This window comes from Limnohabitans lacus, from assembly GCF_030053395.1.
Classification (GTDB): domain Bacteria; phylum Pseudomonadota; class Gammaproteobacteria; order Burkholderiales; family Burkholderiaceae_C; genus Limnohabitans_A; species Limnohabitans_A lacus.
In genome coordinates, this window is sequence record NZ_JASGBH010000002.1 from 365,046 (window position 1) to 385,736 (window position 20,691).

Here is a 20,691-nt window from a genome sequence, read left to right on the forward strand (position 1 = left end):
CTAGGTGTGTAGTATTCTTGACAAATTCAAACCAAAGAATGCAAACATGTACCTGGGTGCAAAACAGACGAATTTGCTCGGTCAGATCATGCAGACACTGGCCGAGCCCCATGAGGAGAAAGAAATCCGAGAAATCATGGGCGATTTGGTCATGCAGTTGCTGGGGGCGCAGTATTACGCCAGCTTTGTTTGGCAGCCAGGTTCCTTGAGCTTTGCACAGCCCATTCAGATCAACATGGATCCGATGAATCTGCGTGCTTATGAAAGCTACTACCAGTTTCACGACCCCATCACGCCCATGATGCAGCGCTATCAGGTGGCGGTGCGGGCCACCGATGTGCTGCCAATGGAGGCGCTCCAAAAAACCGAGTTCTTCAATGATTTCCTGAACAAGGACGGCTTGTACTGGGGCGTGAACCTCTATGCTTGGCACCAGGGGCAAAACCTGGGCGACATGCGCATTTGGCGTGACAAGCGCAGGGACAATTTCACCGCGGACGAATTGCGCCTGCTGGACATGTTGCAGCCGGCTTTTGTGACGGCGTTGGCCCGCGCACAACGAAGCCAAACGTCCGAGTCCATGACGTTGAACTACTTGTCACAGCGCCTGACATCGCGCGAGCAGGACACCGCCCGTCTGCTCATGCTGGGCATGACCGACAAGGAAATTGCCCGCGCACTTGACATTTCCACCACCACCGTGCGCACCCACCTCGAAAACGCATTCCGCAAAGTCGGGGTCAACAACCGCGCCGCTTTGGTCCACAAACTCAGACCGTGAGCACCAGCCGCGCCTCCTGAAGATCAAGGATGGTGGTGCGCAGGGGGCCTCTCTAGCATGGATTCAACGTCAATCAAGGCGTTGTAACCAGAAACGGAGACCCTTATGAACACAAACACTTCCCGTCGGAATTTCTTCAAAAACACCACAGCCGTGTCGGCTGCGGCCATGCTCGGAGGCGTTGGCGCAGGCTTGACGGCTTGTGGCGGTGACAGCACTTACACCCCCGAAGATCCTTTGCTGGCCTTGACCGCCACACAGGTGGTCGCCAACATCAAAAATGGCACGCTCAAGGCCGAGACCTACATGAGCACCATGATCGCCCGCGCCAAAGCCGCCAGCGGCCTGAACGCCATGATCTTCTTGAACGAAACTGCCGCATTGGCTGCAGCCAAAAAAGTCGACGCCGACCGCGCCGCTGGTAAGACACTCGGTGCATTGGCTGGCCTGCCCATTGTCGTCAAAGACAACATCAACACCAAAGACATGAAGACAACAGGGGGGACGCCTTCATTGCGTAACCATCAACCCAAAAAGAATGCACCCTCCTTGCAAAAACTCATCGATGCAGGCGCGATTGTTTTGGGCAAATCTAACCTTCACGAGTGGGCTTTCGGCATCACCAACACCAACTTCTTCCTGAGCACTGACCAGTCAGACGCTGCAGCACGTCCCTGCAAGAACCCCTACGACAACACACGCATCCCCGGTGGCTCCTCGGGCGGCACGGCGGTGGCCATCGCGGCACGTTTTGCGCCTGCAGGCCTGGGAACCGACACCGGGGGCTCGACCCGGATTCCTGCTGCCTTTTGCGGCATCGCCGGTTTCCGGCCTTCTGTCGGCGACGGTGCCAACAAGGGTCGCCGCTATCTCGACACGGTGACCGACGCCTTGCCGATCAGCACCACACGCGATACCGTCGGTCCCATGGCCCGCACCGTGGCCGATCTGGCATTGCTCGATGCCGTCATCACCGGTGGTGAAGTACCCCCGGCCAAGTCCCTCAAGGGCTTGAAAGTGGGCATACCTGCTGCTTTCTGGACCGACCTGGATGACAGCGTCAGAACGGTGGCTGAAGCTGCCAAGAAAAAGCTAGCCGATGCGGGTGTGGTGTTTGTGGACAAAGACCTGGAGGGCATCATCGCGCTCAATGACGCGATTTCTTTCCCGATTGCATTGCATGAACCCATCGACGCAATCCCGAAATACTTTGCCAGCCCAGACAACGCGCCAGCACGCACTGTCAAAGAAATCAGGGAACAGATCGTCAGTCCAGATGTAGCTGGGGCATTTAGCTTCTTCAACGATGACGACCTTCGAATCATTGATGGAAAACCTACAGCGCCATTCAACAAAGCTAATTTCGCAACGGCATATGCAGGCATCATGGCTTCCGATGGTGGCCGCGTACAACTGCAAAAGCTCTACAAAGACTACTTTGCGGCACAAGGTGTGGAGTGTGTGTTGTTCCCAACGACCCTCTTGGCTGCGCCCAAGATCGATGCAGCGGCAGGCTCCAGCTCAGGAAAACTCCCCTACACCGTGGGCGGTGTCGCAAAGCAAACCGCACGCGACACCTTTGGCACCTGTATTTTCAACACCGACCCTTGCACCAATGCTGGCCTTCCTAGCTTGTCTATCCCGGCAGGCCTGACAGCAGCAGGCTTGCCCGTGGGCATGGAGATCGACGGCCCCTTGGGCTCAGACACCAACTTGTTGGCCATCGGCATGGCCATGGAAGCGGTGTGGGGTTCGGTCAAGGCACCAGCGATCTGATGCCCTGACGTGCGCAAGGCCTGTGACCAGGCCTTGCGCAAGTTCACATCGAGAAAATCTTCCCCGGGTTCATGATGTTGTGCGGGTCCAGCGCCCGCTTGATGGTGCGCATCATGTCCACCGCGCCTTCGCCGGTTTCGGTGCGCAAAAAGTCCATCTTGTGCAGGCCGATGCCGTGCTCGCCGGTGCAGGTGCCACCCAAGCGCAGGGCGCGGCTGACCAGTTGCTGGTTCAAGGCTTCGGCGGTGGCGCATTCCTCGGGGTTGTTCGGGTCGATCAAATAGCCGAAGTGGAAGTTGCCGTCACCCACATGGCCGACCAAAAAGTAAGGCAGGCCGCTGGCATCGGTTTCGGTGATGGAGTCGAGCAGGCAATCGGCCAAGCGGCTGATGGGCACACAGGTGTCGGTGCTGATGGCGCGGCAACCAGGGCGGCTTTGCACAGCAGCAAAGTAGGCGTTGTGCCGCGCCGTCCACAAGCGGGTGCGTTCCTCGGGCGTGGTGGCCCATTCAAAGGCATTGCCACCGAATTCGCTGGCAATTTCTTGCACCGTCTCGGCTTGTTCTTTCACGCCCGCTGGCGAGCCGTGGAATTCCATCAGCAGCAGCGCCTCTTCGCGCAGGCCCAGCTTGGCATAGGCGTTGACCATGCGCACGGTGTTGTGGTCGATCAGCTCTACGCGGGCAATCGGCACGCCCAGTTGGATGGTCTGAATCACGGTGCGCACCGCCGCCTCGATGCTGGGGAAGGAGCAAATGGCCGCCGAGATGGCTTCTGGCAAGGGGTAAAGGCGCACGGTGATTTCGGTCATCACGCCCAGCGTGCCTTCGCTGCCCACCATCAGCCGCGTCAGGTCGTAACCGGCGCTCGATTTTTTGGCGCGGGTGCCGGTGCGGATGATCTCGCCCGACGAGGTGACCACTTCGAGCGCCAGCACGTTTTCGCGCATGGTGCCGTAGCGCACGGCGTTGGTGCCGCTGGCGCGCGTGGCGCTCATGCCGCCAATGGTGGCGTCCGCGCCCGGGTCGATCGGGAAGAACAGCCCGGTCGATTTGATTTCTTCGTTGAGCTGTTTGCGCGTCACGCCCGGCTGCACCGTCACCGTCAGGTCTTCGGCGTTGATGGACAGCACCTTGTTCATGCGCGTGAGGTCAATGCTGATGCCGCCTTGCACCGCCAGCAAATGGCCTTCGAGTGAAGAGCCCACACCGAATGGAATGACAGGCACCTTGTGCTCGGCGCACAGCTTCACGGCATCGGCCACGTCTTGGGTGTTCTCGGCAAACACCACCGCAGCCGGTGGCGGCACATGGGTGAAGGCCGACTCGTCGCGCCCATGCTGCTCGCGGATCACCAAGGCGGTCGAGCAGTTGTCACCAAAGCGGGCCTTGAGCGCCGTCAAAAAGGCTTCAGGCACAGCGCGCTGTGCGACTTCGGGGGCCAGGTGGGCGGCAGGGGTGGGGGCATTCATGGGGTGTCTCCTGGGCGGTGGCGCAGCCACCGGGGTGTCGAGTCAAGCAGTTTACGCCTGCGCGCCCCTGGCCGCTGTCCTTTGTCAGACAAGGCGAGGGGTCTTGGCCGACAATCCGTCTATATTCGAAACGATCGATCGACAGGACAGCTTCATGGGCAACCGACTCACACAAATCGCCACCCGCACCGGCGACAACGGCACCACCGGCCTGGGCAACAACCAGCGCGTGTCCAAAAACAGCCTGCGTGTGCATGCCATGGGCGAGGTGGACGAGCTCAACTCCAACATCGGCGTCTTGCTGTGCGAAGACATGCCCGCCGATGTGCGTGAGGTCTTGGTCGAAGTCCAGCACCAACTGTTCAATCTGGGCGGCGAGTTGTCCATTCCGGGCTTTGAGCTGCTCAAAGAAGAGGCGGTGACTGCTTTGGACGATGCCTTGGCCACTTACAACGCGCAGCTGCCCAAACTGGAAGAATTCATCTTGCCCGCAGGCACCCGTGGGGCCGCACTGGCCCATGTGTGCCGCACCGTGGCCCGCCGGGCCGAGCGCGCTTGTGTGGCGCTGGGCAACGAAGAGTCCATCAACGACACGCCTCGCCAGTACCTCAACCGTCTTTCAGATTTGATGTTTGTGCTCGCCCGTGTGCTCAACCGCATGAACGGCGGCGACGATGTGTACTGGAAAAGCCAGCGCATGAAGGGCTGAAGCCCCTGTGCGCACCTGTCACCTAGGTGCGTGTTTCAAGGGTTGTCGGGCGTGACAGCCGGGCACTGGCGCTGATACGCTCATTGCCATGAATACCGTTTCTTCGACCCCTGTCCCCTACGTCCCCCAGATCCGTCTGTACCAAAACTGGCTGCGCGACCAGCGTGGCCTCAGCTTTGAAAAGTACAACGACCTTTGGAAATGGTCGGTCAGTGATCTTGAAGGCTTTTGGCAAAGCATTTGGGACTATTTTGAGATGGCGTCCCCCACGCCGCACAAGGCCGCTTTGTCCAAAAACGCCATGCCCGGCGCGATTTGGTTCGACGGCGCCAAGACCAATTACGCCCACCAGGTGCTGCGCCATGTGCAAGCGGCCCATGCGGCCGGTTTTCAGGCGGTCATCAGCCACAACGAAAAAGGCCTGCGCCGCGAGATGAGCTGGCCCGAATTGCGCCGCCAGGTGGCCGCCTTGGCCCTGCACTTGCAGGCGCAAGGCGTGCAGCCCGGCGACCGCGTGGCCGCCTATTTGCCCAACATCCCCGAGGCCATGGTGGCCTTTTTGGCCACCGTCAGCGTGGGTGGCGTGTGGAGCATCTGCGCGCCCGACATGGGCACCAACGCCGTGCTCGACCGTTTCAAACAAATCGAGCCCAAGGTGCTGATCGCGGTGGACGGCGTCAGCTACGGCGGCCGCGACTTTGACCGCATGGCCGTGGTGCAGGAACTCAAAGACGCCCTGCCCAGCGTGCAGCACGTCATCGTCCACGACAACCTGGGCACGGTGGACATTGCGGGTTGCGATGTGGGCGCCAGCGCGCCCCTGTCGGTCATCACTGCGCGGGACGATGCCCAGGTGCAGGCTTTTGAGCCCCTGTGGTTGCCCTTTGACCACCCGCTGTGGATTGTTTATTCCAGCGGCACCACTGGCTTGCCCAAACCCATCGTGCACGGCCACGGCGGCACCGTGATCGTGGCGCTGGCCAACAAAATTTTGCACAACGATGTGGGTTGTAGCTACCACCCCAACAGCTGGGGCGAGCGCTTCCACTGGTACAGCTCCACCGGCTGGGTCATGTGGAACGCGCAGGTGGCGGGTCTGCTCAACGGCGTGACCTGCGTGATCTACGACGGCAACCCCGGCGGCACCAAGGACAACCCCGACTGGGGCATTTTGTGGCGCATGGCCGCTGAAGAAAAAGTCACTTTCTTTGGCGCAGGTGCAGCCTTTTTTGCCAACTGCCAAAAGGCCGGGCTCGACATTTCCCGCTGCGGCGATTTGTCGCGGGTGCGGGCCTTGGGCACCACCGGCTCGCCCTTGTCGCCCGAGACGCAAAGCTGGGGCACCGAGCAGTTCAAAAAAATCGGCACCGACATCTGGTGGTGCAACATCTCGGGTGGCACCGACTTTGCCGGCGCTTTTGTGGGTGGCCACCGCGAATTGCCGCAAGAGCCTGGCGTCATGCAATGCCGCATGCTGGGCGCAGCCGTCGAGTCGTGGAACGAAACCGGTGAGCCGGTCAAAGGCGAGGTCGGCGAGCTGGTCTGCACCCAGCCGATCCCGTCCATGCCCCTGTTCTTTTGGGGCGACAAGGACAACGCACGCTACCTGTCGAGCTACTTTGAGATGTACCCCGCAGGCCATGGCCGCCAGCCCGGTGGCGGCGACGGCCCGGCCAGCATGGGCGGCGTTTGGCGCCACGGCGATTGGCTGCGCATTGGCAATGCCCAAGGCGCGGGCGAAGGCTGCGTGATCTTTGGCCGCAGCGACGCCACCATCAACCGCTACGGCCTGCGCATGGGCACCAGCGAGCTGTACAGCGCTGTCGAAGCCTTGCCCGAAGTGATGGACTCGATGGTCGTGGACCTGGAGTACCTGGGCAAAGAAAGCTATATGCCGCTGTTTGTGGTGCTGCGCCCCGGCACGGCCTTGGACGATGCGCTCAAGGCCAAGCTCAACAACGCCATCAAGGTGGCGCTCAGTCCGCGCTTCATCCCGAACGAAATCTTCCAAGTTGCCGAAATTCCGCGCACCCTGTCGGGCAAAAAGCAGGAGCTGCCGATCAAAAAACTCATGCTCGGCCAGCCGCTTGAAAAGGTGGTCAACAAAGACGCCATGGCCAACCCCGCCTGCCTGGATTGGTATGTGGATTTGGCCAAGCAACATTTGGCCAAGGCTTGAGGAACGGGCGCATGAAGGACGACGGCATGAGCGGCGACAAACTGCTGGAGCACAGCACCTTCTCTGAAAAAAGTTTTTGGGACAAGCTCAAAAACTTTGCCAAAGCCGCAGGCCAAGACGTGGTCGAGCGGGCGCTGTGCCTGTTTTATGCCGCGCAAAAACCCGACACCCCGCTGTGGGCCAAGACCGTCATTTATGGCGCTTTGACCTACTTCATCTCGCCCCTCGACGCGGTGCCCGACATCACGCCGGTGCTGGGCTACTCGGACGACCTCGGGGTGTTGGTGTCTGCGGTGCTCACCGTGGCCATGTACGTGACCGACGATGTTCGCCAGCAGGCCCGCGACAAAGTGAGTGCCTGGTTGGCATGATGGATGGGTCTGGCCCTCAAGGCTTGGTCTGGCGTGATGCCCGAACACCACAAGCCACCTTCTGACGGGCGCCGCATGGCCATCTTTGACGAACGCAAGATCGATTCGCACTGCCACGTGCTGGACCCCCAGCGCTTTCCGTATGCACCCGATGTGGGCTACCGCCCTGCCGGGCAAGAGATGGGCGATGCCCGCTACTTTCTGGAAGTCATGGCTTGCCACGGCGTGGCGCACGCCCTGCTGGTGGGACCCAACTCGGGCTATGGCACCGACAACCGCTGCCTGCTGGACGCCATCGCCATGGGCCAAGGCCGCTACAAAGGCATCGCCGTGGTGCCCAACGACTGTCCGCTGGAGACCCTGGCCGATCTGAAATCACGCGGTGTCATCGGCATCGCCTTCAACCCGGCCCTGCATGGTTTTGGACATTACGCCGACATCGAGCCTTTGCTCATGCGCCTGAAAGCGCTGGACCTGTGGGCGCAATTCCAGGTCGAAAAAGACCTGTTGCTTGACTTCATGCCCATGCTGGAGCGCGTCGGCGGCAAGATGATGTTTGACCACTGCGGTCGCCCCACGCTGGACCAGGACATGCAGCAAGCGGGGTTTCAGACCCTGCTGGCGCTGGGCCGCGAAGGCCGCGCAGTCGTCAAGATTTCCGGCTACGCCAAATTCTCGCAAGCGGGTTTCCCGTTCCCCGATGTGCGCCCGTATGCCGATGCCCTGGTGCACAACTTCGGCGTTCACCAATGCGTGTGGGCGTCTGACTGGCCCTACCTCAAAGCACCGTACCGGCTGGACTACGGCCCCATGCTCAAGGTGTTTGAGTCGCAGTTTTCACCGGCCGAACGTGCCGCCATCTTGTGGGATTCCCCCAAGCGGCATTTCGGGTTTTAAGCCTTGTTGGAGTGTTCACCATGCGTGCTGTCCTGACGGTCATCCTTGCTGCGGGCCTTGTCGGCTGCGCTGGCCTGCCCACGTCCAAAACCGCCGAAGTCCCCTCGGCCGTCCCGGCCCCAATCGCTGCTGAACTGCTCAAAATTGGCCCCGTCGTGGCGCCGCCACCGACCGAAAAACTCTACGCCCCGCTGGCCGAGCGCGAGCCCTATGCCGGCGTCAAGGTGCGTCGTGATGTGCGCTATGGCAGCGACGCCCGTCACCTGCTCGATGTGTTCACCCCCGACAAACCCCAGGCGAACCAGCCCGTGCTGGTGTTTGTGCACGGCGGCGCCTTCATGCGCGGCGAGCGCCGCACCGGCGACAGCCCGTTTTACGACAACATCATGCTGTGGGCCGTGCGCCAAGGCATGGTGGGTGTCAACATGACCTACCGCTTGGCCCCGGCCAACCCTTGGCCTGCTGCGCAGCTCGACATCCAGTCGGCCCTGAGATGGGTGCGCGAAAACATCGCTGCCAGCGGCGGCAACCCCCAGCGCATCATCTTGATGGGCCACTCGGCCGGCGCCGCGCATGTGGCGCAGTACGTGGGGCATCCGCAATTCCATGTCGTGCCCGGCTCGGGCTTGGCGGGTGCGGTGCTGCTGTCAGGCCTCTTTGACCCGGTCACGGCCGAGTCCAACCCGCCCCTGCAAGCCTACTTTGGCAAAGACACCGCCCAGTACCCCGCCCGCTCGGCCGTGCCCGGCTTGGTGGCGGCCAAAGTGCCTTTGCTGCTGGCCTATGCCGAGCTGGACCCGCCCGACTTTCACCGCCAAAGCGAACAACTCAACTCCGCCCTTTGCCAAGCCGGCCAATGCCCTGGCCTTTACAAACTCATGGGCCACAGCCACATGTCCGAGATCTATTCGATCAACAGCGCGGACAACACGGTGACCGGCTTGATGAAGCAGTTGGTGGACCGGGTGCGTTGAGTTGCGCCGCCTTTGTGCGGCCAAAGGGCTGCGACCGGCCTATTTCAAAACCATTCAACAATTTTTCTAAAATTTGTCTAATTTTCAGAAAATTCTCTGAGTGACAACGGTTTAAATACCCCCTACCATTGAAATATCTATTCAGATATTCATTCAATGAGCACCCCTGACACCCTGATCGCCGCTTTGCGGCGCCACAACGGCCACGCCAGCAGCCCCGAACTGCAGGCGCAACTGGGTGTGAGTCAGCCGACGGTCTCGCGCTTGCTGGCCCCCTTGCTGGCCTCCGGCCAAGTGGTCAAGGTGGGGGCTGCCCGGGCGCAGCGCTACCTGCTGCCGCGCGATGTGCCCGGCGTGGGCCGACAGGTGCTCATCCACCAGCTGCAAGCCGATGGTGAACTGCAGCGTTTTGGCACGCTCTATCCACTGGCCGGTGGCGGCTTTTGGATGGACGAAGCCGACAAGGCCCACGGCCAAAGTGCTTTTCACGCCAGCCTGCCTTGGTTCTTGATGGACACGCGTCCGCAAGGTTTTCTGGGTCGTGCCTTTGCGCAAGCCCATGCCGAGCTGGCCTTGCCCCCCCATTTGGCCCACTGGACCGATGACCACATCCTGCTGGCGCTGGTGCGTGCGGGTGAAGACCTGCTGGGCAACTTGCTGGTGGGCGCGGCTTCGTTGGACCGTTATCTGGCCTTGCCGCCCAAGCGCAGCGCAGCGCCGGTGGTGATGGACCCAGCGCAGGATTACCCCCGTCTGGCATTGCAAGCCTTGGGCAGTGCGGCGCCAGGTTCGAGCGCAGGCGGCGAGCAGCCCAAGTTCTGCGCTGTGGTGCAAGGTGTGCCCGTGCTGGTCAAGTTCTCCCCCGCAGGCGACGCCCCGGCCGACCAGCGCTGGCGCGATTTGCTGGTGTGTGAGGCCTTGGCCTTGCAAACGCTGCAAGCCGCAGGCATTGCTGCCGCGCAGTCCGACATCGTGCAGGCCGCAGGCCGTGTGTTTTTGCAAAGCCGCCGCTTTGACCGCACGCCCTTGGGCCGCGTGGGCATGGTGTCTTTGGAGATGTACGACGCGCACTACATCGGCATAGGCTCTCAGTGGGCGGCCACCGCCATGCAGACCGGTCGCGCCGGTGCCGAAAGCCTGAGCGCTGCCGACATCGAGACCTTGTGCCTGCTCGACGCCTTTGGCGCCCTGATCGCCAACACCGACCGCCACCACGGCAATGTCTCGCTGCTGTTGCACCAGCACCGCTGGCAACTGGCCCCTGCCTACGACATGCTGCCCATGTTTTATGCCCCAGTCGCGGGTGAAGTGGTCGAGCGCGACTGGTTCAGCCAATTGCCACGCCCCAATGCCCATACCCTGAGCGTCTGGCCGCAAGCGAAGGCGCTGGCTATGCAGTTTTGGCAAAGGGCGGCGGAGGATGCGCGGATCGGTGACGAGTTCCGAGCGGTGGCGCGGGCCAATGTGACGATGGTGCAGGGGCTCTGAGCTCAACGCGGCACAAACAAAAACGGCGTGCCGCTCTCGCGTGCACGCCGTTTCCTTTTGACAGGTCCCAAATAATCAGTTCTTGTGCAACTCAGCGTTGAGTTCGCCCCAGCTCTTGTTGCGCGGAATGGCGTGCAAGGCGCCCGACTGTGAATCGCGGCGGAACAGGATGCCGTTTTTGCCGGACAGCTCTTTGGCTTTCATCAGGCTGCCATCGGGCAACTGCACGCGGCTGCCGCCGGTGATGTAGCAGCCGGCCTCGACCACGCAGTCGTCGCCCAGCGAAATGCCGATGCCCGCGTTGGCGCCCAGCAAGCAGCGCTTGCCGACCTTGATGACCTCTTTGCCGCCACCGGACAGCGTGCCCATGATGGACGCGCCGCCGCCGATGTCGCTGGCGTCATCGACCACCACGCCCGCGCTGATGCGGCCTTCGACCATGCTCGCGCCCAAGGTGCCCGCGTTGAAGTTGCAAAAGCCTTCGTGCATCACGGTGGTGCCGCTGGCCAGGTGAGCGCCCAGGCGCACGCGGTCGGCGTTGGCAATGCGCACGCCCGACGGGATCACGTAGTCGGTCATCTGTGGGAACTTGTCCACGCCTTTGACTTCCAGCACACGGCCTGTGGCGCGGGCCTTCAGGCGGGCGGCGGGCACGTCGGCCACGGCGCAAGGGCCAAAGTTGGTCCAAGCCACATTGGCCAGCAGGCCGAAGATGCCGGCCACGTTGGCGCCGTGCGGCTGCACCAAGCGGTGGCTCAGCAGGTGCAAGCGCAGGTAGGCGTCGTGCGTGTCGGCAGGCGCGTCGGCCAGCGACTTGATTTCGGTGCGCACAGCCACCACGGTGGTGCCGCGCACAGCGCAGGCGCTCAGGGCCTTGGCCACGTCAGCGCCCAGGGCCGCCACAGCTTCGGCTTCCGTCAGGCGAGTGCTGCCGCTGGCGGCCACATCGCCAGCCAATTCGGGGGCGGGGAACCAAGTGTCCAGCACGGTGCCGTCAGCGGCCAAGGTGGCCAGGCCTGTGGCGCGTGCGCCGGTGGTTTGGAAAGTGCTCATGTATTGCTCCGCAAAAGAAGGCCCGCAAAGCTGGCGGGCCGTTGGAAATCTGAAGGCGTGATTATCGGGGATGGCGACTCAACGCGCTCAGCCGAGGACTTGAGCGCAAAACACCACCTTAAAACTTCTGGGCGCAGCTTCTCTTGATGGGCAAGTTGAGCCGACCCATGCCAAGTTATGGGTGTCTGCAAGTCAAAGCACAAATGTCCCTAGCCACCCGACAAATGCAGCGCAAATGCCTGCACCTTGGCGGACTGTCGCCGTTGGGGTGGGCTAACCAAGTGGATCGGCAGCGAGGGTGCAGGCCAGTCGGGCAACAGCACTTGCAACTCGCCGTTGGCCAGCTCTTTTTCAAACAGCCAGGTGGGCGAGTAGCCAATGCCCATGCCCGACAGCACCGAGCTGCGAATCACTTCGCTGCTGTTGGTTTGCAGGTTCCCTTGCGCACGGATGGTGACCTGTGTGCCCTCGGGCTCATGCGCTCCAGGGCCTGCCGTGAATGTCCAGGCGTTTTGTGTGGCCAGTTCCGAATAGACGATGCAGTTGTGCTGCTGCAAGTCCTGCGGCACGCGGGGCGCTTTCAGGCCTTGGGGCAATGTGTTCAGGTAGTCGTGGCTGGCCACCAACACGCGTTGGGTGGTGCCGATGCGTTTGGCCACCATCGAGCTGTCGGCCAGTTCGCCGATGCGCAAGGCGTCATTGCAGGCGCGGGAACGCTCTACACCTATTCAAAAATGGTGTCGCTGCTCGGGCCGTCGCGTGCGGCGGTGTTCCCGGCACTGGCGCCAGGCTTGGCCGCATTGATGGCTTGGCCCGTCTTGGGCCATGTGCCAGCGCTGGCTGAGGCCATCGGCTTGCTCTTGGTCATGACGGGCTTGCTGGTGGCCGTCACAAGCGCGAGGGTGGCGGCTCAAAAAGCTTGAGGTTCTGACCCGCCCTCAAAGGCGCGTGACAAGGGCCCCAAAGGATCTGTGGGTATGCCGGCGTTTAGATCGGGATTTGCGCTTGCAAACCGGTCTCATCACCCAATGAAGTCAGAACCGAATTCAGATCAGGTCCAGAAAAGTGTGGCTGCGGTGTCAAAGTCTCAAACGGCAAACCTTGCCGATTGACCCAATGCGTTGTGAAGCCAAACCAGGTCGCACCCAATGCATCCCATGCATTGCTGGAGACGAACAGAACTTCATCCTTGTGGAGGGCAATGGTTTTTTGAACCAGCCCATAGCTTTCAGGTGATGTTTTGAACAAGCGAATCGGATCGACCGAGATGACGTGGTCTAAAACGCCTTCCATGCCTGCGCTCTGGACGGCGGAATTCAACATGTCCACGCTGCCATTGGAAAGGATGGCCGTCATCAGGCCCTTGGCCTTGATCTTTCGAAGCACCGCCAAGTTTTCTGGAAAAGGCGTGAGGTGCGCATATTGCTGCATCAGTTTTTCAAGCTGTCCAGATTCACGGTCCAGTTTCAGCCGATCCAGGGTGTATTCCAAGGACAAGCGCGTCAACTCCCAAAACGGGCGAAAGTATTGACTGCCTGAAGCACCATGTGGGTCGGACTGTGTGATCAAGCGGGTGTATTCAATCTGCTTGTCGCGCCACTTCACGGCAATGTCAGCGCCTTGTCCTGGATAAAGCGTGTCGGCCAGGACTTGGATCGAGTAAACGTCGAACAAGGTGCCGTAGGCGTCAAAAACAACGGCTTTGATGGTCATGGTGTTTCTCGGTGGGTATCAAACAACGGTCTTGGCGTCTTGCCCAAACAAAATCGATTTGGCGTTCTGGTCCACGGTGGGCGCTGTATTGATGGACTTGGCCAACTCATAAGCCCGCACTGTCGCTGGGCGATTTTTAATCCGCTCAAACCACAAGGCCAGCGCGGGGAACTGGCCCATGTCTTGGCGTTGTCGTTCATGCGGGACGACCCAAGGGTAGGCGGCCATATCGGCAATGGAATAGTCGCCGCAGATGTACTCGCGGCCGTCGGAAAGATGCTTGTTCAAGACGCCGTACAAACGCGAAGTCTCTTTGACATAACGGTCAATGGCGTATGGCAATGACTCTGGTGCGTACTGCACGAAGTGGTGGTTTTGTCCGGCCATGGGGCCCAAGCCGCCCATTTGCCAGAACAGCCATTGCAGGCATTCATTTCTGCCACGTAAATCTTGAGGCACAAATTGTTGCGTCTTGTCCGCCAGGTACAAAAGAATGGCGCCCGACTCAAATATGCCAATGGGTTCACCACCACCCGAGGGCGATTGGTCCACGATCGCAGGTATGCGGTTGTTGGGCGCGATCTTCAAAAAAGCGGGCTCAAATTGTTCACCCTTGCTGATGTTGATGGGTTTGATGTTGTAGTCAAGCCCTGACTCTTCCAAGAACATCGTGATCTTGTGGCCATTCGGGGTGGTCCAGTAGTAGAGGTCAATCATGTGTCATGCCCCCGATGCTTTAAGGCGTTCGTTAGATGGAAACAAAGCCTTTCGCGCGTCATCATCCAAAGTGGTTTTGAATTCGTGTTGCGATTGCAATGCCAACGCTCTTTGGGCTGCAGGTCGGGCACTCACCTCATCTAAAAATCGCTTGATGTTGGGCAAACTCTTGAAAGCGTCATCATTGAGAATCCTGGGAATCATTCGGGCCCATGGCCACAATGCGATGTCCACAATGCCGTAGGTGTCGCCGAGCATGTATTTGTGTTGGCTGAGGCGCTCTTCAATGATGTTCCAGTGCCTCCAGGCTTCGAAGTCATAACGGTTGACGGCGTACTCTTTCGGTTCCGGTGCGAAATGTTTGAAGTGCACGGATTGGCCGCAATAGGGCCCAATGCCGGTCGCAATGAACATCAACCATTGCAGCATTTCACTTCGGTCTTTCGCCGTATTGGGCGGGAGGAATTGACCGATCTTCTCTGACAAATAAAGCAAGATGGCCGTGCTGTCAAAAACCGTGATGTTGCCATCTTGGAGCGTTGGTGTTTTGGAATTGGGGTTGAGGTGTTTGTATGCCGCCGTGTGTTGGTCACCCTTGCGGGTGTCAACAGGAATGACCTCATAAGGTGTTTCAGTTTCTTCCAAATACAGCGCAATTTTGAAGGGGTTGGGCGTGGGGTGAAAGTGCAGTTTGATCATGCGGATGCCTTGTTGAATGGGGTGAAAAAATCAAATGAATGCAAGCCAAATACCCAGCGGCAAAAAGGCCAGGCTCAGAAAATGACCAACGATGACGGTGGACGCTACCTTGTTGGGCTCAACCTGAAATTTGTCGGCGAGCATGAAATTGAAGACAGCGCTTGGCAAACAAGCAAACAAAATCAATGCGCCACGTTCTAACCCTTGCAAGGGGACCAAGTAAAGGGTCAAAAAAACGGCCAGGAGTCGGATGATCTGGATCAGCACGGCAGATTGAATCCCCACCCGCGCATCGGCCACTTGGCTGCTTGCCAGCCTTGCGCCGAGCGACATCAACATCATGGGGACCAAAACACTGCCAATCATGGTGCAGGAGGTTTGTATCCAATCCGGCAGAGCCCACTGCAATTGGGCGCTGGCCACACCCAGCACCGTTGCCCAAACCAATGGGTTGGCATAGACCATGCGCAAGTCAACTTTGCCGGTCATCACCCCTGCACCCAGCGTGAAATGGAGAATGTTGGAGATCACCAACAAGATCACGGCGGCTGACATGCCTTCGGGCCCGTAAGCCAAGGCAATCAAGGGGATGCCAATCGGCCCCACGTTGGTGAACATGGCACAGGGCAAAAAGGCTGGCCGGCTTGCGCCCGAAAATTTCGCCAATGGCCAAGCGATCAATCCGCTCAGAAAAATCAAAACGACACAAGCCCCAGTGAACGACAGGGCAGAAATCGGATCAAACGATTTGGCCGACAGCGATATGAAGATCAAGACGGGCAGTGCAATGTCCACCACCAATTTATTGGCACCCCCCAAGTCTGGTTTGACGCGGCGGCTGTACAGAAATCCAACCAACACCAGGGTGAAGATGGGGAGCGTGATGGATGCAATTTTTGAATACATGGTCGCTGGCTCGGGGAGAGGGCAGATTCAACTTTTTGCATTATCTTGTACGTGGTGCAACAATACGTACATATAAATTTGCAATTCGTACAAATGGATACGCCTCGCCTGGATCGACTCACGGCCTTGTTGGAAGGGCTCAGCCCCAAAGTCACGCGCACCGCAAAGGCGGACGGGTTTTCCTTGCACATCGTTCAGGCCGTGACCCCAGGGCCTTGCTCGAATGGCTTTTCGCCCATTGAACTGGACGCCCTGTCTTTGCTGGTTTGCCCTGACGGTCACGCGCTCCAAAATCTCCTCGAAGCGGGTCAGCAATGCCTGATGAGTTTGGAGGTCGTGTTTGATGGCCCCATGGGGCCGAGCTTTTTAGCGGAGTTGTCTCAGCCCATCACCATTGGGATGAAGGACGCTGATCCATCCCTTGTACAAGTCATGTCTTTGATGGCCAATGAAATGCAGGCCAGTCGTTGTGGGCAACCACTTTTTATCAATCGGGCAGGTGATATTTTGTGGATCAGTTTGATGCGGCATCTGACATCGCGCCCCCAACAAGCTTCAGGGCTTTTTTTGGCCTTGTCTGATCCTCGAATTGCCAAGAGTTTGGTGGCCATGCACACCCAACCTGCGCATCCTTGGACATTGGAATTGCTGGCCCACTTGGCAGGCATGTCGCGAACGTCATTTGCCAACAACTTCAAAGAGGTGATGAAGGTTTCGCCTGGAAAGTATTTGGAAAATTTGCGGCTCGCCATTGCACGGCAATTGGTGCATACCGGAATCGGTTTGAAAAAAATTGCGGCCCGCACAGGCTACGCCAGTCCTTCTACGCTCTCCAGGGCGCTCAGCCGCATGGATTGACAGGTGAAAAAGTACGTGACTTCAGTGGCAAAGCATTAAAGATCCAAGTCGCGCCAGCTGTGTCGGGTCAGTAAACACGGCTCAAGGGTGGGTGGTGTCCATGTCGGTGCAAGCTTTCCAAGCTTTCGCGCCAGTGCCCGACATGGGTCGTCGAGCATCATGTGGACAGCGTTGCGAAATTTCAGAAATTCACGCGATCAGCGCCTTTGAGCGCCAGGATTTGCCGTGCCTCTGCGGGCGTGGCGATCTGCAGGCCTTGGCCTTCGATGATCTGGCGCACTTGGCGCACTTGCTCGGCATTGCTCTTGGCCAAGGTGCCCTTGCCCAGCCAGAGGCTGTCTTCCAGGCCCACGCGTACATGGCTGCCCATGCTGGCGCCCATGGCGGCGATGCGCATCTGGTGACGTCCTGCGCCTAAAACAGACCATTGGTATTGGTCGCCAAACAAACGGTCGGCGGTGCGGCGCATGTGCATCACGTCTTCGGGGTGGTTGCCAATGCCGCCCAAAATGCCGAAGACCGATTGGATGAAAAACGGCCCCTTGATCAGCCCTTTGTCGACAAAGTGCGCCAGGTTGTACAGGTGCCCGATGTCGTAGCACTCCAGCTCAAAGCGGGTGTCGTTTTCTGCGCAGGCCCGCAAGGCGTATTCGATGTCCTTGAAGGTGTTGCGAAAGATCAGGTCGCGGCTGTTTTCCAGGTGTTCGCGTTCCCACTCGTGCTTGAACTCGGTGAAGCGGTCGAGCATCGGAAACAGCGCGAAGTTGAACGAGCCCAGATTGAGCGAAGCCACCTCGGGCGCAAACCGCATGGACGGTTGAATCCGTTCATCGATCGTCATGAACGGCGAGCCGCCGCTGGTGAGGTTGAGCACCGCATCGGTGCGGCTTTTGATCTGCGGCAAAAACTTGCCAAAGGCTTCGGGGCTTTGGTCGGGCTTGCCGGTGACCGGGTCCCGCGCATGCAGGTGGATGATGGCCGCGCCCGCGTTGGCCGCCTCCACGGAAGCTTCAATGATTTCCTCAGGCGTCACCGGCAAATACGGCGACATGGAGGGCGTGTGGATGGCGCCGGTGACAGCGCAGGTGATGATGACTTTGTTCATCGGAGGGTCTGACGAGGTGGAAGTCAGGCCATCCTAAGGACGAGTCAACGGGCCTCCCATCACGTTAACCCCTAAGGGCAGACGCATGGGTTACAGCTGCGCTGCGGCCTGCAGCGCAGCAGGTGTCGTCAGGCGTTGACGTTCACCACCACCCGCCCACGCACCTGCCCGGCCAGAATTTCTACGCCTAAACCGATGGCGTCGGCCAAGCCCACTTCGCGCGTCATGCGCTCCAGCTGGGCAGTGTCCAGGTCTTGGGCCAGTCGCGCCCAGGCCGCTTCGCGCACGGCACGCGGGGCCATCACGCTGTCGATGCCCGCCAGCGTCACGCCGCGCAAGATGAAGGGCGCCACGCTCGACGGAAAGTCCATGCCTTGTGCCAGGCCGCAGGCGGTGACCACGCCGCCGTATTTTGTGCTGGCGCAGGCGTTGGCCAGCGTGTGGCTGCCCACGGTGTCGACCACGCCCGCCCAGCGCTCTTTGGCCAGTGGTTTGCCGGGGGCCGACAACTCGGCCCGGTCCATCACGTCGGCCGCGCCCAGTTGGCGCAGGTAGTCGGCCTCTTGCAGGCGGCCCGTGCTGGCCACCACGCGGTAGCCCAGCTTGGCCAACAGCGCGATCGCCACACTGCCCACGCCGCCGCCAGCACCGGTGACCAAGATGTCGCCGTTGGCGGGGGTGACGCCGTGCTTTTCGAGGGCCATCACACACAGCATGGCGGTGTAACCGGCGGTGCCAATGGCCATGGCCTGGCGCGGGGTGAAGGCGGCAGGCAGGTGCACCAGCCAGTCGCCTTTGAGGCGCGCCTTTTGTGCCAGACCGCCGCTGTGGCTCTCGCCCACACCCCAGCCGTTGAGCACGACACGGTCGCCCGCCTTGAACAGCCCGTGCTGGCTCTCGGTCACGGTGCCCGACAAGTCAATGCCGGGCGTGAGCGGGAATTTGCGCACCACCGGCGATTTGCCGGTGATGGCCAGGCCGTCTTTGTAGTTGATGGTGGAGAAGTCCACTTGCACCGTCACATCGCCTTCGGGCAGGGCGCTGTCATCCAGCGTTTTCAGCGTGCAGCGGTAACCGGCGTCGTCTTTTTCAATCTGCAGGGCTTGGTAAGTCATGGAGGGTCTTTCAATCAAAGGGAGTCAATGAGTTTTTTGTAGGAGCCCACCCTGTGGGCGATGGGCGTGGCACACGCTCTTAAAACCTGGGCTCCTACAGGATGGGTGTTTTTATTTTCGGTTGACCAACACAATGCCCACCGCCACCAGACCCAAGGCCAGCAGCAAGGTGGGGGTGGCCGATTCGCCCAACAGCAGTGTGCCAAACAGCAGCGCAAACAGCGGGGTCAAAAACACGAACACCGAAATCTTGGTGGCCGGGTAGCGGCCCAGCATCCACATCCAGGCCAGGTAGCTGGCAAAGGCACCGATCACGGTTTGCGCCAGCATCGAGCCCCAGGCCAGGCCGCTCCATTGCAGGTTCCAGCTTTCGCCCAGCGCCCAAGAGATCCAGGGCAGCGCCACGGCGGTCGCGGCGATTTGGTAGAACAAGAGCTTTTCGGGCGAGACGCGGGTGAGGTTGTTGGCGCGTATCGACACTGTGGTCAGGCCCCACAAAGCGCCAGCGGCCAGGCCCAACAAGTCGCCCATGGCGCTGCGGTTGCCTGCACTCAAGCCCTCGCGCATGGCAAAGACCACCGCCACAAATGCGCAGGCCATGCCCAGCCATTGCAAGGGGCGCAGGCGTTCAGACTTGATGAACAAAGGCACCAGCGCCGCCACCCAAAACGGTGAGGTGTACAAAAACACCGTCAGGCGCGAAGCCGCGGTGTAGCGAAGCCCCAGGTAAATGCAGGCAAACTCGGCCGCGAACAAGCCACCGGCCAAGAGCCCCGCCCACAGCGTGCCATCGCGATCGAACAGGCGAATGCCGCGCACGCGGCACCAAACGAGCAGCAGCGCACAAGCGCCGATGCTGCGCAAGCTGGCCTGAAACAGCGGCGCCACCTCGTCCATGATGGATTTGACGAGGATTTGTTGAAGCCCCCAAAACATGCAGCAGACCAGCAAGATGCCGATCGCCAAGCCGTCCAGTTGCTCTTTGCGTGAATTCATGCTTTCGATTGTGCCGCGCGAGCACGCGGCGCGCTGTCACCTTGGGCATGCGCGGTGCGGGTAATATGGCCGCAACAAGTCTTTTGTATTGCCGCATGTTGCTTCCCCATTTCACCGCGCTGGGCGCTGGCCCCATGGTCTTGATGCTGCACGGGGCCGGGGGCAATTTCCGCAGTTTTGCCCCGCAGGTCGAGCGCCTGGCACACGCCGGCTTCAAGGCCGTGGCCTGGGACATGCCCGGTTATGGCCACTCTGTGCCGGTCGAGCCCTATGGCCTCAAAGGCCTGGCCCTGAGTGCCATCGCCTTGATCGAGGCCTTGCAAGCGCAAGGCCCGGTGCACTTGGTGGGCCACGGTTTGGGCGGCATGGTCGCGCAAGAGCTCATCATGCGCAGGCCCGACTTGGTCAGCCGCCTGGTTTTGCTGGGCAGCACCAGTGGCCCGGACTCGGGCTGGCAGGCCGATGCCGCCGCCCAAGCACCACGGCTCGACGCATTGCTCGGCGGCGACATGCGCCAATTGGCGCAGACCCTGATCGATGAACAAGTGGGCCCCTTGGCCTTGGCCGAAGGGGTGCAGTTGGCCAAGTTCTGCATGGGCCAGGCCTCACCGGTCATTTACCGCCATGCTTTGCAAGCGCAAGCGGCCTTCGAGCGGCATGCGGCTTTGGCGCACATCCATGTGCCCACTTTGTTGATCACCGGCGAGCACGACCGACTGGCGCCGGGCGCCACCATCGAGCGCATGGCCACGCAGATTCAGGGCAGCCGTTGGGTGCAGATGCCGGGCGTGGGCCACTGGCCGCAACTGGAAGCGCCCGAGGCCTTCGAGGCTTTGTTGCTGGATTTTTTGAGTGAGCCGACGCGCCATTGGACCCATTGAGC

The 20,691-nt window shown here is 60.3% G+C and carries 21 protein-coding genes; 11 read left to right on the plus strand and 10 right to left on the minus strand.

Going from position 1 to position 20,691, the window contains the following annotated elements; genetic code table 11:
* The first annotated feature begins 46 nt into the window (after positions 1-46).
* Together QLQ16_RS04305 and QLQ16_RS04310 are read left to right on the plus strand one after the other, a co-directional pair.
* Positions 47-781, plus strand: coding sequence for a LuxR C-terminal-related transcriptional regulator (locus tag QLQ16_RS04305; protein ID WP_283223448.1), 735 nt, complete (start codon positions 47-49; stop codon positions 779-781).
* Between the two features lie 105 nt (positions 782-886).
* Complete coding sequence (locus QLQ16_RS04310) at positions 887-2,557, plus strand: amidase family protein (RefSeq protein ID WP_431310375.1); 1,671 nt, start codon at positions 887-889, stop codon at positions 2,555-2,557.
* A gap of 43 nt (positions 2,558-2,600) precedes the next feature.
* Here QLQ16_RS04310 and QLQ16_RS04315 read toward each other — a convergent pair whose 3' ends face one another.
* The gene (locus QLQ16_RS04315) at positions 2,601-4,028 is read right to left on the minus strand and encodes an FAD-binding oxidoreductase (RefSeq protein ID WP_283223449.1); all 1,428 of its coding nucleotides are present in this window, start codon (positions 4,026-4,028) and stop codon (positions 2,601-2,603) included.
* Positions 4,029-4,182: 154 nt separating this feature from the next.
* On the opposite strand from QLQ16_RS04315, the gene QLQ16_RS04320 reads away from it, so the two are divergent.
* The 6 genes from QLQ16_RS04320 to yjjJ all read left to right on the plus strand — a co-directional run bounded on the left by QLQ16_RS04320 (position 4,183) and on the right by yjjJ (position 10,646).
* On the plus strand, positions 4,183-4,737 hold the full coding sequence (locus tag QLQ16_RS04320) for a cob(I)yrinic acid a,c-diamide adenosyltransferase (protein ID WP_283223450.1): 555 nt from the start codon (positions 4,183-4,185) through the stop codon (positions 4,735-4,737).
* An 88-nt stretch (positions 4,738-4,825) separates the two neighbouring features.
* A complete protein-coding gene (locus QLQ16_RS04325; protein WP_283223451.1) occupies positions 4,826-6,916 on the plus strand; it encodes an acetoacetate--CoA ligase in 2,091 nt (696 codons plus the stop codon).
* Positions 6,917-6,927: 11 nt separating this feature from the next.
* On the plus strand, positions 6,928-7,287 hold the full coding sequence (locus tag QLQ16_RS04330; RefSeq protein WP_283223452.1) for a YkvA family protein: 360 nt from the start codon (positions 6,928-6,930) through the stop codon (positions 7,285-7,287).
* A 3-nt stretch (positions 7,288-7,290) separates the two neighbouring features.
* Positions 7,291-8,184 carry an amidohydrolase family protein gene (locus QLQ16_RS04335; protein ID WP_283223453.1) on the plus strand — a complete coding sequence of 298 codons (894 nt, stop codon included), beginning with the start codon at positions 7,291-7,293 and terminating at the stop codon, positions 8,182-8,184.
* Positions 8,185-8,204: 20 nt separating this feature from the next.
* Positions 8,205-9,158 carry an alpha/beta hydrolase gene (locus QLQ16_RS04340; protein ID WP_283223454.1) on the plus strand — a complete coding sequence of 318 codons (954 nt, stop codon included), beginning with the start codon at positions 8,205-8,207 and terminating at the stop codon, positions 9,156-9,158.
* 156 nt (positions 9,159-9,314) lie between these two features.
* Positions 9,315-10,646 carry a type II toxin-antitoxin system HipA family toxin YjjJ gene (gene yjjJ / locus QLQ16_RS04345; protein WP_283223455.1) on the plus strand — a complete coding sequence of 444 codons (1,332 nt, stop codon included), beginning with the start codon at positions 9,315-9,317 and terminating at the stop codon, positions 10,644-10,646.
* 75 nt (positions 10,647-10,721) lie between these two features.
* On the opposite strand, the gene dapD is transcribed toward yjjJ, so the two are convergent.
* Together dapD and QLQ16_RS04355 are read right to left on the minus strand one after the other, a co-directional pair.
* Positions 10,722-11,699 (minus strand): 2,3,4,5-tetrahydropyridine-2,6-dicarboxylate N-succinyltransferase, encoded by a 978-nt coding sequence (gene dapD / locus QLQ16_RS04350; protein ID WP_283223456.1) that lies wholly within the window; start codon positions 11,697-11,699, stop codon positions 10,722-10,724.
* 209 nt (positions 11,700-11,908) lie between these two features.
* A complete protein-coding gene (locus QLQ16_RS04355) occupies positions 11,909-12,391 on the minus strand; it encodes a substrate binding domain-containing protein (protein ID WP_283223457.1) in 483 nt (160 codons plus the stop codon).
* Between the two features lie 42 nt (positions 12,392-12,433).
* On the opposite strand from QLQ16_RS04355, the gene QLQ16_RS04360 reads away from it, so the two are divergent.
* Positions 12,434-12,622 carry a hypothetical protein gene (locus QLQ16_RS04360; protein WP_283223458.1) on the plus strand — a complete coding sequence of 63 codons (189 nt, stop codon included), beginning with the start codon at positions 12,434-12,436 and terminating at the stop codon, positions 12,620-12,622.
* A 64-nt stretch (positions 12,623-12,686) separates the two neighbouring features.
* Here the strand turns inward: QLQ16_RS04360 and QLQ16_RS04365 are convergent, their stop codons facing one another.
* From QLQ16_RS04365 to QLQ16_RS04380, 4 genes are read right to left on the minus strand one after another with little or no spacing between them, the layout of a single operon-like run.
* Positions 12,687-13,412 (minus strand): haloacid dehalogenase type II, encoded by a 726-nt coding sequence (locus QLQ16_RS04365; protein WP_283223459.1) that lies wholly within the window; start codon positions 13,410-13,412, stop codon positions 12,687-12,689.
* A gap of 18 nt (positions 13,413-13,430) precedes the next feature.
* On the minus strand, positions 13,431-14,129 hold the full coding sequence (locus QLQ16_RS04370) for a glutathione S-transferase N-terminal domain-containing protein (protein ID WP_283223460.1): 699 nt from the start codon (positions 14,127-14,129) through the stop codon (positions 13,431-13,433).
* A 3-nt stretch (positions 14,130-14,132) separates the two neighbouring features.
* Entirely contained in the window at positions 14,133-14,828 is a 696-nt protein-coding gene (locus QLQ16_RS04375) for a glutathione S-transferase family protein (RefSeq protein WP_283223461.1), read from the minus strand.
* 30 nt (positions 14,829-14,858) lie between these two features.
* Positions 14,859-15,734: an AEC family transporter gene (locus QLQ16_RS04380; RefSeq protein ID WP_283223462.1), complete on the minus strand. Its 876-nt coding sequence runs from the start codon at positions 15,732-15,734 to the stop codon at positions 14,859-14,861.
* A 51-nt stretch (positions 15,735-15,785) separates the two neighbouring features.
* Here QLQ16_RS04380 and QLQ16_RS04385 point away from each other — a divergent pair, with 51 nt between their 5' ends.
* Positions 15,786-16,592: a helix-turn-helix domain-containing protein gene (locus QLQ16_RS04385; RefSeq protein WP_283223503.1), complete on the plus strand. Its 807-nt coding sequence runs from the start codon at positions 15,786-15,788 to the stop codon at positions 16,590-16,592.
* Between the two features lie 181 nt (positions 16,593-16,773).
* Here QLQ16_RS04385 and kce read toward each other — a convergent pair whose 3' ends face one another.
* From kce to QLQ16_RS04400, 3 genes are all read right to left on the minus strand, one after another.
* Positions 16,774-17,697 carry a 3,5-dioxohexanoate:acetyl-CoA acetone transferase gene (kce, locus tag QLQ16_RS04390; protein WP_283223463.1) on the minus strand — a complete coding sequence of 308 codons (924 nt, stop codon included), beginning with the start codon at positions 17,695-17,697 and terminating at the stop codon, positions 16,774-16,776.
* Positions 17,698-17,825: 128 nt separating this feature from the next.
* On the minus strand, positions 17,826-18,812 hold the full coding sequence (gene acuI / locus QLQ16_RS04395) for an acrylyl-CoA reductase (NADPH) (RefSeq protein WP_283223464.1): 987 nt from the start codon (positions 18,810-18,812) through the stop codon (positions 17,826-17,828).
* 111 nt (positions 18,813-18,923) lie between these two features.
* Positions 18,924-19,808, minus strand: coding sequence for a DMT family transporter (locus QLQ16_RS04400; RefSeq protein ID WP_283223465.1), 885 nt, complete (start codon positions 19,806-19,808; stop codon positions 18,924-18,926).
* A gap of 95 nt (positions 19,809-19,903) precedes the next feature.
* Here QLQ16_RS04400 and QLQ16_RS04405 point away from each other — a divergent pair, with 95 nt between their 5' ends.
* Positions 19,904-20,689, plus strand: coding sequence for an alpha/beta fold hydrolase (locus QLQ16_RS04405; protein ID WP_283223466.1), 786 nt, complete (start codon positions 19,904-19,906; stop codon positions 20,687-20,689).
* Positions 20,690-20,691: the final 2 nt, after the last annotated feature.